The following is a 13,175-nucleotide window of genomic DNA, read 5'->3' as shown; positions in this document are numbered from 1 at the left end:
GGCGCGGGGAACTGCGCGACCAGCCCCAACGGGCCCGTAGCCGCCGACGAACCTCAGCCCCCCGCCCTGTTCCGCCCCAACAGCCACAACAGATACGGCCCACCGACCAGCGACGTGAGCGCGCCGACCGGCACCTCCAGTGGGGGCAGGATCGTCCGCGCGGCGAGGTCGGCGGCCACCAGGATCACCGCACCCGTCAACGCCGAGCACACCAAGGGCAGTTGAGGCGTACGGGTGAGCCGCCGGGCCAACTGCGGCGCGGTCAGCGCCACGAACCCGATCGGCCCGGCCGCCCCCGTCGCCGTCGCGGCCAGCACCACCCCGAGCACGGTCACCGCGAGCCGCGTCCGGTCCACCCGCACCCCGAGCGAGGCCGCGGTGTCGGCGTCCAGCCCGAGCGGCCGGACGGCCCGGCTCGCCCACACCAACGCGGGCAGTGACAGCAGCAGTACGACGGCCAGCGGCCCCGCCTGCTCCCAGCCCCGCCCGTTGAGGGAACCGGTCAGCCACAGCTTGACCTGCTCGGCGGCCTGCAACTCGCTGTCCGCGAGATACAGCTGCACCACGGCCGACAGCGCGACCCCGATGCCGACTCCCGTCAGCACGAACCGACCTGGCTGCATCCCGTGCCGCCAGGCCAGCACATACACGAGCGCCGCTGCCGCGAGCCCGCCGAGGACGGAGACGGCGGGCATCGCACTGGGCGAGTTCACCATCCCGGCGGACAGCGCGAGCACGGTCGCGGCGGCGGCACCGTGCCCGACCCCGATCACGTCCGGACTGGCGAGCGGATTCCGGGTGACGGTCTGCACAAGCGCTCCGGCGAGGCCGAGGGCGATACCGACCAGCGCGCCGAGCACGATCCGGGGGACCCGCAACTCGTTGACGACGAGGTCGTCTTGACCGGAGCCGGTCCGCAGGGTGTGCCACACCGCAGCGGGTGAGATGTAGGTCTGCCCGCAACAGGCGGCGGCGGTCATCGCAACGGCCAGCACGAGCAGGAGAGTCGCGGCCACGACGGCCGAACGGCGGTGCAGGAGGAGGGAGACGGCGGGGTGAGGGCGCAGGACGCTGACACCGGTGGCGCTCATACGGCCGTCCCCTTCCGCCGTACCAGCACCACCAGCACCGGCACCCCCACCAACGCCGTCATCACCCCGGCCGGCACCTCGGCGGGAGAGCGCACCACGCGCCCCGCCACATCCGCACCGACCAGCAGCGCGGCGCCGAGCAGCGCGGACAGCGGCAGCAGACCGCGATGCCCGCCGGAGGTGAGGCGCCGGGCCAGGTGCGGGACGGCGAGGCCGACGAACGCGATCGGTCCGGCGGCGGCCACCGCGGACGCCACCAGCAGGGTCGCCCCGAGTGCCGCACACACCCGGACGACCCCCACCCGATGTCCCAGCGCCCGCGCCGTCTCGTCCCCGAGGGCCAGCGCGTCGAGCCCCCGCGCACAGGCGAGCACCAGCAGCGCCCCGGCCAGCAGGAACGGCAGCATCTCCACGACGGTGTCGGCGTCCCGGCCGCTCAGCGAGCCGACCTGCCAGAACCGGAACTGGTCCAGCGTCGCCGAACTCGACGTCAGGACGACGGTCGTACCACCGGCGGTCATCGCCGACAACGCCGTACCGGCGAGGGCGAGTTTGACCGGTGAGGCCCCGCCCCGGCCGCGCGCGGCGATGCCGTAGACGAGGCAGGCGGCGAGGACGGCGCCGGCGAAGGCGTACCAGACGTAGCCGCTGAAACCGCTCGTGAGGCCGGTCGCGATGGCGAGGACGACGCCGGCCGCCGCGCCCTGGCTCAGGCCGAGGATGCCGGGGTCGGCGAGCGGGTTGCGGGTGACGGCCTGCAGCGCGGCGCCCGCGACGCCGAGTGCGGCACCGGCCGTCAGCCCGATCTCGGTGCGGGGCAGCCGTAGCGACCGTACGACCAAGGCGTCCGGCGAACTCCCGGCGTGGAAAAGGGCGTTGAGCACCTCGGACGGGGGGATCGGACGGGTGCCGATGGCGAGGCTGAGCAGCACGGCGGCGGCCACCGCGAGGATGGCCGCCGGCCAGGCGAGTCGTCGGACGCTCACTGCGTACTCTCTGCTGATCCGCTACTTGCCGATGTCCTCGGCGAGTTGGAGGACGACGAGGCGGGCGGCGGTCGGGCCGGCGTTGAGGTACCAGGGGTCGTCGTCGACCTTGACGGCGTGTCCGGCCCTGACCGCGCTCATCGACTTCCAGAGCGGACCGGCCAGCACGCTCCCCGCGTCGGTCTTGGACGCGTCGCCCTGTACGGAGTAGAAGATCCAGTCGCCGTCGGCCTTGTCGATGCTCTCGGCGCCGATGTCCTCCGAAATGGCCTTGAACTGCTGGGACTTGGGCCGGTCGAGGCCCATGTCGACGGCGATGGAACCGGTGAAGGACGAGACCCCGAACATCCGGGTCCGGCCCGGTGTGAAGCGCAGCATCGACACGGAGGTCTTCGACAGTGCCTCGCCCTTCTCGCCCGCGTCCTCGACGATTCCGTCGAGCAGCTTCTGCGCCTGCCGGCCCTTGCCGATCGCGTCGCCGACGAGGAGGAGGTCGCGCTTCCAGTTGATGCCGTTGCCGGCGGTGATGACGGTCGGCGCGATCTTCGACAGCTTGGGATAGAGGTCGCCGAGTGAGTCGTTGGCAAGGATCAGGTCGGGCTTGGTGGCGGCGAGCGTCTCCAGGTTGGGCGCCTGGCGGGTGCCCGCGTCGGTCATCGCGGCGAGCTTCGACTTGTCGGCCGGGAAGGCGCTCGCGAGGTAGTCGGGGACGAGGCCGGCGTTGTCGGCGCGAGTGGTGGCGGTCGGGACGGTACCGAGGGAGAGCAGGTCGTCGAGCTGTCCCGTGCTGAGCACGGCGATCTTCGTGGGCTTCGACTTGATCGTCGTCTTTCCCTCGAAGTGCGTGACGGTGCGGGGGAAGATGCCGTCGGTGTCGGTGTCCGAACCCATGCCGGTCGCGAGCGTGCTGGGCGCGGCGGCGGGGCCCTCGGAGGCGCCGATCACCCTGTTCTGCGAGCCGTCGCCGGTCTTCTCGGCATCGTTGTCGGCGGAGGACGACGAACACCCGGCCAGCAACCCCCCGACGGCGGACACGGCGACCATCGCCGTGACAGCCTTCCTCCTGAACGCACGCACTATCACTGTCTCTCCGATCACATCCGGCAAGGTAAGGCTTACCTTAACTTGCCGTCGGGGCGGCCCGGGCACGAGGAGGCCCACACGATGACCGTGCAGCTGAACCACACCATCGTCACCGCGCACGACAAACACACGTCGGCCCGATTCCTCGCCGACCTCCTGGGCCTCCAAGTGAGCCCGCAGTACGGCCCGTTCGTCCCGGTGGCGATCCCGAACGGGGTGACCCTCGACTACATGGACCAACCCGGCTCCGGCTTCGCCGAGATCACCCCGCAGCACTACGCGTTCCTCGTCTCCGAGGACGACTTCGACGCGATCTTCGGTCGGATCAGGGCGGCGGAGCTGACGTACTGGGCGGACCCGGCGCATCGCCGCGAGGGCGAGATCAACACGAACGACGGCGGCCGTGGGGTCTACTTCGACGACCCGAACGGACACGTCCTGGAGATCCTGACGCGGCCGTACGGGAGCGGAGGCTGATCCGGATTCAGGCAGCGGGGAAGGACTCGCCCGCGCCGTAGGACCGTACGAGCACGCCGTCGTCCGCCGACGGCCGTACCGAGTGCGCGCGCCCCAGCCCGGAGACATGGGCGCGGCCGTCCGCCGCCACCTCGACCAGCGTGTTCTCGTCGACGGCGACGCCATGGGGGAGCCGGTGCCGGGTGACGGCGGCGATGAGCCGAGGCAGCGTCCCCCACTGCGCCGCATGCGCGTCCACGGCAAAGGGCACCAGCCCGAGCCCGTCCCGTACGGCGATCTCGTCCAGGTCCTCGGCGGTGTCCTCCGGGCACACCGCTACGCCGTCGAGCAGCCACCCCCCGACGACAGCCGACCGCGCGGCGAGGGCGGCCCCGGCGGAGAACCCGGCGTACGGGACACCCCGCTCGGCGAGCACCCGCGGCAACCGGTCGAGGCAGTCCGCGAAGGCGTCCTGATAGGCGGGGGTCAGCCCACCGCACACGAGCAGCCCGTCCACGTCACGGGCCGCCTCGACGTCGAATCGGTGGCCGATCGGCACGAGCACCGGTACGGGCGTGCAGTCACCGGCACTCCTCAATGCGCCCTCGTAGCGGGCGAATTGACGCTCCCCGTCCCCCTCGCCTTCGTCGACGATCACGCAGGCGATGCGGGGCGCGGACCCGGCGGACCCGCCCGCGGCACGGAGGAAGGGTTCGAAGACGACGGGGGTGGCCCATCCGCCGCCGATCAGGAAGGTGCCGGGTCCGGTGGGCTCGCTGGGCTCGTTCATGGACGCATCACATCCCGTCCGTCCGACGCCTGTCACACGCTTTTGCCGCCCGGGGCCATGTCGGCACATCAACTCCGTTGCGTGAAGCGGCATTTCGTGGCTTCTCGGCGTGGTCGTTACGGTCGGATCCATGGAGCCGAACCTGTGGAGTTTCCCGACGGCCGAAGAACTCGCCGCCGCGCTGCGCGCCGGTGACGTGTCCTCGGCCGAACTGACCGACGAGGCGATCACCCGGATCGAACAGCACGACAAGGCGGTCAACGCGGTCTGCGTGCCGGACTTCGACCGTGCCCGGGCCGCCGCACGCGCCGCCGACCAGGCCCGCGCCCGCGGTGAGGACCGGCCGCTGCTCGGCATCCCGGTGACGGTCAAGGAGTCGTACGACATCGCCGGACTGCCCACGACCTGGGGCATGCCGCAGCACCGGAGCCATCTGCCGGCCGAGGACGCGGTGCAGGTCTCGCGGCTCAAGGCCGCGGGCGCGGTCATGCTCGGCAAGACCAACGTGCCGCTCGGGCTGCAGGACATACAGAGCTTCAACGAGATCTACGGCACCACCAACAACCCCTGGGATCACGGCCGTACGTCGGGCGGATCCTCCGGCGGATCGGCGGCGGCCCTGGCGTCCGGGTTCGGCGCGCTGTCCATCGGGTCCGACCTCGCCGGTTCGTTGCGCACCCCCGCGCACTTCTGCGGTGTCTACGCGCACAAGCCGACGCTCGGGCTGGTGGCGACCCGCGGCATGGTCCCGCCGGACCTGCCCGTACTGCCGGTCGAACTCGACCTCGCCGTCGCCGGCCCGATGGCGCGCACCGCCCGCGACCTCGCCCTCCTGCTCGACGTCATGGCCGGACCGGACCCGCTGACGCTCGGTGTGGCGTACGACGTGACGCTGCCGCCCGCGCGCCACGAACGGCTCGGCGACTTCCGGGTCCTGGTCCTCGACGAGCATCCGTTCATCCCGACCGGGTCCGCGGTACGGGCGGGTGTGAACCGGGTCGCCGACGCGCTCGCCGAAGCCGGTGCCCGCGTCGAACGGCAGAGTCCGCTGCTGCCCGACCTGGCCGAAGCCGCCCTGCTCTACACGCAGTTGCTGTTCTCTGGCGCGGTCGCACGTTTCCCCGTCGAGGCGTACGAGGAGCTGCGCACCCGTGCCGCCGGGCTGAGCGCGGACGATCACAGTCTCGACGCGGCGCGGCTGCGCGGCATGGTGTTCAGCTACCGGGACTGGATCGAGGCGAACAACCGCCGTGAGCTGCACCGGCACGGCTGGCGGCGGCTCTTCGGCGCGTTCGACGCCGTGGTGTGTCCCGTGACGCCCACGCCCGCGTTCCCGCACGACCACGACCCCGATCCGCTGGCACGCCGGCTCGACATCGACGGCGTACCGCACCCGTACTTCGACCAGCTCGTGTGGGCGGGCGTGCCCACCATGCCCGGGCTGCCCGCCACGGCCGTACCGGCGGGGCGGTCGCCGGAGGGGCTGCCGGTGGGGGTGCAGATCGTCGGGCCGATGTTCGAGGACCGGACGCCGCTGCGGCTGGCGGAACTGCTGGAGGAGCGGATCGGCGGTTTCCAGGCGCCGGTGTAGGGGCCCGGGCCCGGTCGGACAGGCGCGGAATCGGCCGGTCGTGGAATCGCGCGGGGCCCTCATGCGTTGACAGGACTGGGTAAGGGATGCCGGTGACGTACGAGCCGAGTGACCGAACTGCCCGTGTGATCGAGCTGACGGAAATTGGAGGGTCGCGATGGCTGCGCAGACGCAGAGGGCCGTGCTGGCGGGCGGATGCTTCTGGGGGATGGAGGAGCTGGTCCGCCGACTGCCGGGCGTGACGGCGACCCGGGTCGGCTACACCGGGGGAGACGTGCCGAACGCGACGTACCGTAACCACGGCACGCACGCGGAGGCCATCGAGATCCTCTACGACCCGGAGCAGACCGACTACCGCGCGCTCCTGGAGTTCTTCTTCCAGATCCACGACCCGAGCACCAGGAACCGCCAGGGCAACGACATCGGCCTCAGCTACCGCTCGGCGATCTACTACGTCGACGACGAGCAGAAGCGCGTGGCCGAGGACACGATCGCTGACGTGGACGCGTCGGGCCTGTGGCCGGGCAAGGTCGTCACCGAGGTGGAGCCGGTGGGCCCCTTCTGGGAGGCCGAGCCGGAGCACCAGGACTACCTGCAGCGGTACCCGGACGGCTACACCTGCCACTTCCCGCGGCCGGGTTGGCGACTGCCGGCCCGCGCGGACAGCTGACGGCGAGGCGCGAGCCGTAGCTCATCCGGAGGCGGGCGCCCCCTGCGTGAGGGGGCGCCCGCACTGTTGTCCGGCGGGTGGTGCCGTTCTGGCTAGCGCGTGGTGCCGCTCGTGCCGTTCTTGGCGAACGTCCACACCGCACGGCTGCCGGGGCCGACGGTGAGGGTCGAGTTGCCGATCCGCTCCACGTGCCGGTCCTTCACGGGCCGGTTGAGTGACATGTCGACCTGCTGGTATCCCGCTTGCTCGCGGGGTGCGACATCGAGCCGGATCGTGGTGCCGCCGCCCTCCGCGACGACACCCCCGCCCGTCACCGTCCGGACGGTGAACCCGCCGGCCCGCAGCAGCGGCACGGTGTCCGCGAGGTCGCCCGGGGTGACCGCGATCCGGACGGCGGTCACGTCACGCAGGAGGTGGGTGCGGTAGTCGTCGGAGAGGTAGCGCTCCCGGCCGACGTCACCGGGGAAACTCGCCGGCTCGGTGTTGCTGCGCGGATCGGCGAAGTACTCCGGCCGGTACTCCATCCCCCAGGCCCCGAAGGCGTCGTACTGGGTGTCGGTGAGCACGGCGTCGAACCACGGCACGGGCACGCCGTCACCGAAGTCCTTGGTCTGGAGGAAGTCGACGGGTTGGGCGACTCCCTCGTCCTTCAGCCGTTCCTTGACCGTCGCCAGGTCGCCCGCGTGTTCGACCGAGAGGCCGAGTCCGGCGGAGCCGAGGGTGCCGTCCTGGCCGGGCACGTCACCGACTCCGAACAGTTCCAGGTAGGTCTCGCGGCCCATCAGATAGCGGCCGGTCCAGGTCTCGCCGCCGGTGCCGGTCGTGGTGCGGACCTGGAAGTTGGCGAACTCCCGCAGGTAGGCGGAGTGCTCGATGGCGTCGGCGGTCTCCCGGTCGAAGACTCCGTAGGAGTGGTTGTAGAACAGCAACTGCCGATCGTGCGAGCCGCCCGAGCCCCGGGTCCCCTCGGCCTGTGCCGTCCCCACTCCACCCCCGATCGCTCCGGCGAGAGCCACAGCGAGCACGATGATCATCCGTAGTGTGCGACGAATCAGCATGTTCCGGATCGTAGGTCGGGGCGGGCGCGGCCACCGTTCATTCTGAACGGGGTCGAAATGCTTGACACGTGGCGTTTTGACGGGCCGGGTCTTGAGCTCCGGGGGTTCGGGCCAGGCAGTCCTTGGACTCTGCGGGATCAGGCCAGGCTTCGGATTCTGCGGGACATGGAGGGGACGGACGCGCGGCGCGTCACCCCCGGCGTTGGTCCCGGACCGTCCAGCCCGCGCCCAATTCGCGGCGCAGCGACTCCAGGGCGGTGTCCGCCTGCTGGGTGAACAGGAGCAACTCCTCGTCGGACCACGGGGACGGGTCCGGCGGGTAGTCCCAGTCGATCGACGACTGGTACCAGTCGCTCAGCCTCGCCAAATCGGCCTGGAGTGCCGGGGTGATCGGCAGGCGCTCCAGCTCGCAGGGGTAGCCGTAGGGGCTGTCCATGTCGTCCGGCCACAACGGGACGTCTACGCCGGCCTCGAAGAAGAAGCGCAAGTGATGAACCACGCCGCACCCTCTCACGACGCCCGCCGAGTCCTCGCCGTACGTCTTGGCAGGCGGTGTTCGCGGTGAGCGGCGGGCGGGCGGTGGTCAGGCCTTGTGGGGGAGGGCAGTCGGGCCGATCCAACGGCGATAGGCGTCCCCGTCGACATTGCTGCCACACACGATGGTGACCACATGCCGGCCGGCGAAACGGTCACGGTCTTCCAGAATCGCCGCGATGCCGAGCGCGGCCGACGGTTCGACGACGAGGCCGGCGTGGTCGAGGAGCATCCGCATACCGGCGACGATCGACGCCTCCTGAACGAGGACGGCGTCGTCGGCGACCAGGAGGAGATCGTCCAGGACGGCCGGGATGGGGCGCCGGCCCGCGACGCCGTCGGCGATGGTGTCGGCCGAGTCGGTGGTGACGACGCGCCGTTCGCGCCACGAGCGCGTCATCGCCGGCGCGCCCGACGGCTGGACGCAGATCACCTCGACGCCGGGCTCCAGGGCTTTCAGCACATGCCCTACGCCGGTGGCCAGCGCTCCGCCACCGAGAGCGATCAGGACGGCGTCGAAGGGGGGCGCGGTGCCGGCCACTTCCGCGTGGTCCGTCAGCCCCGCCAGCCCCGCCGGCCCCGCTTGTTCCGCCTGTAGCGCCAGTCCCGCCTGTTTCGCTTGTTTCGCTTGTTTCGCTTGTTCACGTGCTTCCACCAGTTCCAGACCGATGGTCGCCGCGCCCTCGCAGGTCTCGATGTCCAGGCTGTCCTCGACCAGCCGGATGCCCTCGTACCGCGCGATGTCCGCCGCCCGCTCGCGCGCCGACTCGTGGTCCCCGTCCACCAGTTCCAGCCCGGCACCCAACGCGCGAATGCGGTCCAGCTTGGCCGCCGTAGCGAAACGGGACGCTACGACGGTCACGTCGAGCCCCCGGCCACGACCGGACCAGGCGAGGGCCTGGCCGAGGTTGCCCGCACTGGCGCACACCACGGCCCGCGGACCGTGCTCGGCGAGCAGACTCGCGACCAGCTCGGTGCCGCGGCCCTTGAAACTGCGCACCGGGTTCGCCGTTTCCAGCTTGATACTCACCGCACACCCGAGTCCGGGCTGCAACGCCTCGCAGCGGTACAGCGGAGTGTCGAGAAACACCGGGTCGATCACCCGGCGAGCGGCCCGGATCCGAGCGGTGTCGAGACGCGTCTGCTGCACGACAGGGGAGCGTAGCGCCACCGGCGCGGTCACCGGTTGTCCCGTCAGAGGCCGGACGGCCGGCCGGACAGCCGGCCGGCGTGCTTCGCGCGAAGCCGGTCCCGCTCCGCGGGCGTGGTGAGGATGACGTCCGCCCCGCCGTCGTAGGGGTGGTGGATGCGCTGAAGGTCGGTGTCGGTGACGAACACTTCGGCGAGCGCGTCGTCCGCGACGGCGCGCAGCGGTTCGTCGACGCAACCGTGCTTCCACGGGCGCCGGTCGGCGTAGAGGCGGGTGTGCGTGCGGAACTCCGGGTCGGGGTCGTCCTCGTCCGACTCGGTCCACCAGTGGACGCCGCTGGGGTGGAGTGTCCGGCGCGGTTCCGGATGGCGGGTGGGCTCGGTGGATGTGCCCGACCAGTACCAGTCCACGGTCACCACGAACACCTCCGCGCCCCCGAACAACTCGTCGAGGACGGTGTTGTACCGGTGCAGCAGGATCGCGTACTCGTCCTCGAATTCCGGATACCGCTTCGAACCGGGCAGGCTGTGAAACCGCACCCAGCGGTCCGCGTACGTACGGCGGAACGTGTGCGCGACCGGCGGACCCGACGGCCACCGTTCCCGCCACAGCGCCGCGAGCAGCGTCGATACGTCGTCGGCAGTGCTCATCCGTCATCCCTGGAGGTGGGCAGGGAGCCCGTCCAGTCCGACTCCCAGCGGGTACGGGCGTTCCCGGGGCAGCAGTCGCGCGGCGGAGTCCAGGTCACCTCCGCTGACGAGGGCGCGGATCTCGTGGGCGAGCGGTGTCACGTCCCGGATGGCGACCGTCCACTCGTCCGCGTAGCGCCGCACGGCCTCACCGGACAGACCGACTTGCAGGGCACGGTACGGCAGCGGTCGCAGGCGCAGATCCCGCTCTGGGTCCCACTGCACGCGAGCGGGCGCCCGCTTCAACTCACGCTGCCAAGCGGCCCGGTCGGGATGCACCCCGCTGACATAACTCGACAGACACGCGTGCCGCAGCGCCCACTCGAAACCGCCACGGCTGATCTCGACAGCCAGGACAGTCTCCTGCCCCGCCTTCGCACCCCAGCCGCAGCGGTACATCATCCAGAGGAACGACGGCTTGATCCATGTCAAGCCTTGCTCACGAACCCTTTGAAGGTGACTGCGAGAGAGGGTGATCTCAGCAGCCGATGTAACTGAGCATTTCCTAGCTTCGGCTGCGCATCACATTTCGTCCGCACCATCATGAGGAACCATGAGCAGCTCGTGACCTCAGAGGTGGAGGCGCGTCATCAGTAAGAGACCAAAGACGATCAGTGTCCTGTCGTGGATCACCATCTTCGCCGCGCTCTTTCTGCCTGCGATATTGCTGCGCGGTCAACTCCCGGGCACGGGTGATTCGTCACGGCTCGCAGCCGTCCTGACGTACATCGGTGTACTGGTCACCGCATCGGTAGCTCTGATTGGATACAGCATCAACCTCCAGACGGAACGGCGGCTGGGGAACGAACAAGACGAACAGCAACGGCAGTTACGGCTCGACGCGGCGATGCGTGCCGGGCAACTCATCTCCCCCCGTGATTCTGGTTCCGCGCACCCAGCAGCACTGGCCTCGGGGCTCTTGGCTCTCACAAAGCTTGATCAGGCGGAACTTGCGGTGGTTCTCCTTGTCGATCTGTGGTCCTGCGACCCGGATGGGAGCCAACCTGAGCCTCCGAGTGGAGATCAAAGGTTGTCAAAGGTCTCGCACGAAACAGCCATTCTCGTGATCGATGAGGCCCTCCGTTCTGCCTCGACCAGCGCACGGCTTGTCGCCGCAGAACTGCTGTGCCGAAATGCGACCAGACTCCACACCTGTAACTCCCTGCACTGGCCCCGTGCGGTGGACGGTTGCTGGGATCCGACGTTCAGTCCAAAAACGAAACTACTGATCGTCGAAGCCTTGGTGAGAATGACCATGTCCGGTCCAGCCGAGGAGGGAGCTCTGCGATCGGTGGCAGTTCGTCTCTACGCGATCTGGGATGGGGATCCCACCCCAGAGGTCAAAGGATGCATCGGCAAGTTCATCGGAAAGATCATTGGGCGGCTGGACGACTTCGGCGTCAAGCAATTCGTGCATGGTCCGAAGATGGAGATGGTGACGATCGAGAGTCTGCAAGCAGCTGCGAGAACCGCGGCCGACAATCCCGACGATTACCTGGCCAAGCTCTCGAACGAGCTGGGGGACGCCCTGAGCGAGTGGGCTACCTCGTGCCAGGCACAGCCGGCCCGACCTGGAGCGCTGGCCACAGCCGCAGCCTTGACTCAGTAGAACGCAACTGACGCCAGACCAGCACCATGCACGCTCGATCAGTGGGACCGAGCGGCCTGGATTGTTCGATGGGTCGCGTGGAGTGGATCACTGGTGAAGTGATGTGCACTTACGGACCGCTGACGGTCGGCACTGTCCTGGGGTTCTGAAACCACTGGCCACATCTCCTCGCTGTGAGGAAGGCTCTGGCCGGCCGCTGCGGTGATGGCGGCGTCCGCTTGGCCGTGGTGTTTGCCGAGCCGCCCAGGTCAAGCCACGCCCATAGTCCCTTTTGATCCGACGCAACAGCACTGCGCTGCGTGGAGGGCTGGTTCTCGCAGCCCGGGTGCCAGTGAACGGCGGTAGCGTGCTTTTGGAGCCAGACACCGGGAGGGGCTCGGAGTGACCAAGGTGTGGTGGCTGATGCACGGGGACGTTCGGGTCGGTGAGCTCCGCGAGTACGGGATCGATCAGCCTACGTTCTTGTGCCATTTCGTGCCCGGACCGGGCTGGGAGGGTGTCAGCGCGCTGTTCGAGGCGTGGGCGGCAGTGCAGGGGCCTGATCCGGACGGAAGTCGGAATGCGGAGGCAATCCGCCCCCTGATGGCTCTGGGACTGACCCTGCACCCGTCGGACGGGGGAGCGCCGATGGGTTGCTTCAGAGACTGCATCCTGCGCGTCGATGGGGACATGGCCCGCCTCCGCTGCTGACCGGCGCTGTTCGCGTTCGTCCGGGCGAGCGCTGTTAGGGTGCGGCGCCGTGAGCACAGATATCCATGGCGGCATCGAGTTTCGCCATCCCGGCGTCGGTACCGACTACTACGACGGTGAGCCATGGGTGGCCGCCATGGATCTCTGGCCGCTGTACGACGAGACCGACTACGCGGCCTTCGGTTGTCTCTTCGGAGTACGCAACTACATGGGCTTCCAGCCCCTTGCACCGGACCGTGGCCTTCCCGTCGATCTGTCGGGCGGGATGCGCTCGCAGTTGGGTCCTTGGGGCGCATCGGACGGTCTGCACAGCGCGAGTTGGGTCAGCTGGGCGGAGCTGGCCTCGATCGATCTCACGGCAACCCCGCATGAATTCAACGGCCGGCTGATGTGGCGCACGAAGGCACTGCCATCGATCCTGCATCAGCATCCGGTTTCCGACTCGCGGCTGCTTGAGGCCCTGTCCGTGGTGGGTGAACCACCAACCGACCTGCGCGACGCGACGGAACGCGTGGAGTGGGTTACCGGCGAACTGACCTGCGCCTACGAGCCGTTGACGGTCGGCGCGGTCCTGGGGCCTGAGACTCACTGGCCGCATGTCTTCGCTGTGATGAAGGCCCTGGCAGGCCGCTTCGGCGACGAAGGTGTTCGCCTGGTCGTTGCCTTCGACTGACTGCCTGAAGCCCGTCCCCCCACAACGCAAGGGAACCCTGTCAGACCCGCTCGCGAGCCTCCCGCTGTCGTTCAGGCGTCCAACTGATCCGCTCAACGGGTCGGC

14 protein-coding genes are annotated in these 13,175 nt (G+C 69.6%); 5 read left to right on the top strand and 9 right to left on the bottom strand.

Annotation, left to right across the window (positions count from 1 at the left end):
• Positions 1-53: 53 nt before the first annotated feature.
• The 3 genes from OG226_RS19940 to OG226_RS19930 are packed head-to-tail and all read right to left on the bottom strand — an operon-like array spanning position 54 to position 3,121.
• Positions 54-1,091: a FecCD family ABC transporter permease gene (locus OG226_RS19940; RefSeq protein WP_329349627.1), complete on the bottom strand. Its 1,038-nt coding sequence runs from the start codon at positions 1,089-1,091 to the stop codon at positions 54-56.
• Complete coding sequence (locus tag OG226_RS19935) at positions 1,088-2,077, bottom strand: FecCD family ABC transporter permease (protein WP_328679674.1); 990 nt, start codon at positions 2,075-2,077, stop codon at positions 1,088-1,090. Before OG226_RS19935 ends, OG226_RS19940 begins: the two co-directional genes overlap by 4 nt.
• Positions 2,078-2,098: 21 nt before the next feature.
• On the bottom strand, positions 2,099-3,121 hold the full coding sequence (locus tag OG226_RS19930) for an iron-siderophore ABC transporter substrate-binding protein (RefSeq protein ID WP_329349626.1): 1,023 nt from the start codon (positions 3,119-3,121) through the stop codon (positions 2,099-2,101).
• A gap of 120 nt (positions 3,122-3,241) precedes the next feature.
• On the opposite strand from OG226_RS19930, the gene OG226_RS19925 reads away from it, so the two are divergent.
• Positions 3,242-3,637 (top strand): VOC family protein, encoded by a 396-nt coding sequence (locus tag OG226_RS19925; protein ID WP_329349625.1) that lies wholly within the window; start codon positions 3,242-3,244, stop codon positions 3,635-3,637.
• Positions 3,638-3,644: 7 nt separating this feature from the next.
• Here the strand turns inward: OG226_RS19925 and OG226_RS19920 are convergent, their stop codons facing one another.
• Positions 3,645-4,406, bottom strand: coding sequence for a hypothetical protein (locus OG226_RS19920; RefSeq protein WP_329349624.1), 762 nt, complete (start codon positions 4,404-4,406; stop codon positions 3,645-3,647).
• Between the two features lie 130 nt (positions 4,407-4,536).
• Between OG226_RS19920 and OG226_RS19915 the strand changes: the two genes are divergently transcribed.
• Both OG226_RS19915 and msrA read left to right on the top strand, forming a co-directional pair.
• Entirely contained in the window at positions 4,537-5,997 is a 1,461-nt protein-coding gene (locus OG226_RS19915; RefSeq protein ID WP_329349623.1) for an amidase, read from the top strand.
• A gap of 157 nt (positions 5,998-6,154) precedes the next feature.
• Positions 6,155-6,667 (top strand): peptide-methionine (S)-S-oxide reductase MsrA, encoded by a 513-nt coding sequence (gene msrA / locus OG226_RS19910; protein WP_328679666.1) that lies wholly within the window; start codon positions 6,155-6,157, stop codon positions 6,665-6,667.
• Between the two features lie 92 nt (positions 6,668-6,759).
• Here msrA and OG226_RS19905 read toward each other — a convergent pair whose 3' ends face one another.
• From OG226_RS19905 to OG226_RS19885, 5 genes are all read right to left on the bottom strand, one after another.
• A complete protein-coding gene (locus OG226_RS19905; protein WP_329353442.1) occupies positions 6,760-7,701 on the bottom strand; it encodes a DUF5829 family protein in 942 nt (313 codons plus the stop codon).
• 214 nt (positions 7,702-7,915) lie between these two features.
• Positions 7,916-8,224 (bottom strand): hypothetical protein, encoded by a 309-nt coding sequence (locus OG226_RS19900; RefSeq protein ID WP_329349622.1) that lies wholly within the window; start codon positions 8,222-8,224, stop codon positions 7,916-7,918.
• An 84-nt stretch (positions 8,225-8,308) separates the two neighbouring features.
• The gene (locus tag OG226_RS19895; RefSeq protein WP_328679662.1) at positions 8,309-9,409 is read right to left on the bottom strand and encodes a threonine ammonia-lyase; all 1,101 of its coding nucleotides are present in this window, start codon (positions 9,407-9,409) and stop codon (positions 8,309-8,311) included.
• Positions 9,410-9,453: 44 nt separating this feature from the next.
• A complete protein-coding gene (locus OG226_RS19890) occupies positions 9,454-10,059 on the bottom strand; it encodes a DUF3885 domain-containing protein (protein ID WP_328679661.1) in 606 nt (201 codons plus the stop codon).
• Between the two features lie 3 nt (positions 10,060-10,062).
• The gene (locus OG226_RS19885; protein ID WP_329353440.1) at positions 10,063-10,575 is read right to left on the bottom strand and encodes a DUF4291 domain-containing protein; all 513 of its coding nucleotides are present in this window, start codon (positions 10,573-10,575) and stop codon (positions 10,063-10,065) included.
• Positions 10,576-10,762: 187 nt separating this feature from the next.
• On the opposite strand from OG226_RS19885, the gene OG226_RS19880 reads away from it, so the two are divergent.
• The gene (locus OG226_RS19880; RefSeq protein ID WP_329349621.1) at positions 10,763-11,707 is read left to right on the top strand and encodes a hypothetical protein; all 945 of its coding nucleotides are present in this window, start codon (positions 10,763-10,765) and stop codon (positions 11,705-11,707) included.
• Positions 11,708-12,446: 739 nt separating this feature from the next.
• On the top strand, positions 12,447-13,070 hold the full coding sequence (locus tag OG226_RS19875) for a hypothetical protein (RefSeq protein WP_329349620.1): 624 nt from the start codon (positions 12,447-12,449) through the stop codon (positions 13,068-13,070).
• The last annotated feature ends 105 nt before the right edge of the window (positions 13,071-13,175 follow it).

Origin of the sequence: Streptomyces sp. NBC_01261 (genome assembly GCF_036226385.1) — a bacterium.
In the GTDB taxonomy this organism is placed as follows: Bacteria; Actinomycetota; Actinomycetes; order Streptomycetales; family Streptomycetaceae; genus Streptomyces.
This window is presented reverse-complemented; position numbering and strand designations above follow the sequence as displayed.

What these genes read in the sequence shown, in the direction of transcription:
- OG226_RS19940 (WP_329349627.1), bottom strand. Translation starts at nt 1,091, where the DNA reads ATGAGCGCCACCGGTGTCAGCGTCCTGCGCCCTCACCCCGCCGTCTCC.
- OG226_RS19930 (WP_329349626.1), bottom strand. Translation starts at nt 3,121, where the DNA reads ATGGTCGCCGTGTCCGCCGTCGGGGGGTTGCTGGCCGGGTGTTCGTCG.
- OG226_RS19925 (WP_329349625.1), top strand. Translation starts at nt 3,242, where the DNA reads ATGACCGTGCAGCTGAACCACACCATCGTCACCGCGCACGACAAACAC.
- OG226_RS19920 (WP_329349624.1), bottom strand. Translation starts at nt 4,406, where the DNA reads ATGAACGAGCCCAGCGAGCCCACCGGACCCGGCACCTTCCTGATCGGC.
- OG226_RS19915 (WP_329349623.1), top strand. Translation starts at nt 4,537, where the DNA reads ATGGAGCCGAACCTGTGGAGTTTCCCGACGGCCGAAGAACTCGCCGCC.
- msrA (WP_328679666.1), top strand. Translation starts at nt 6,155, where the DNA reads ATGGCTGCGCAGACGCAGAGGGCCGTGCTGGCGGGCGGATGCTTCTGG.
- OG226_RS19905 (WP_329353442.1), bottom strand. Translation starts at nt 7,701, where the DNA reads ATGATCATCGTGCTCGCTGTGGCTCTCGCCGGAGCGATCGGGGGTGGA.
- OG226_RS19890 (WP_328679661.1), bottom strand. Translation starts at nt 10,059, where the DNA reads ATGAGCACTGCCGACGACGTATCGACGCTGCTCGCGGCGCTGTGGCGG.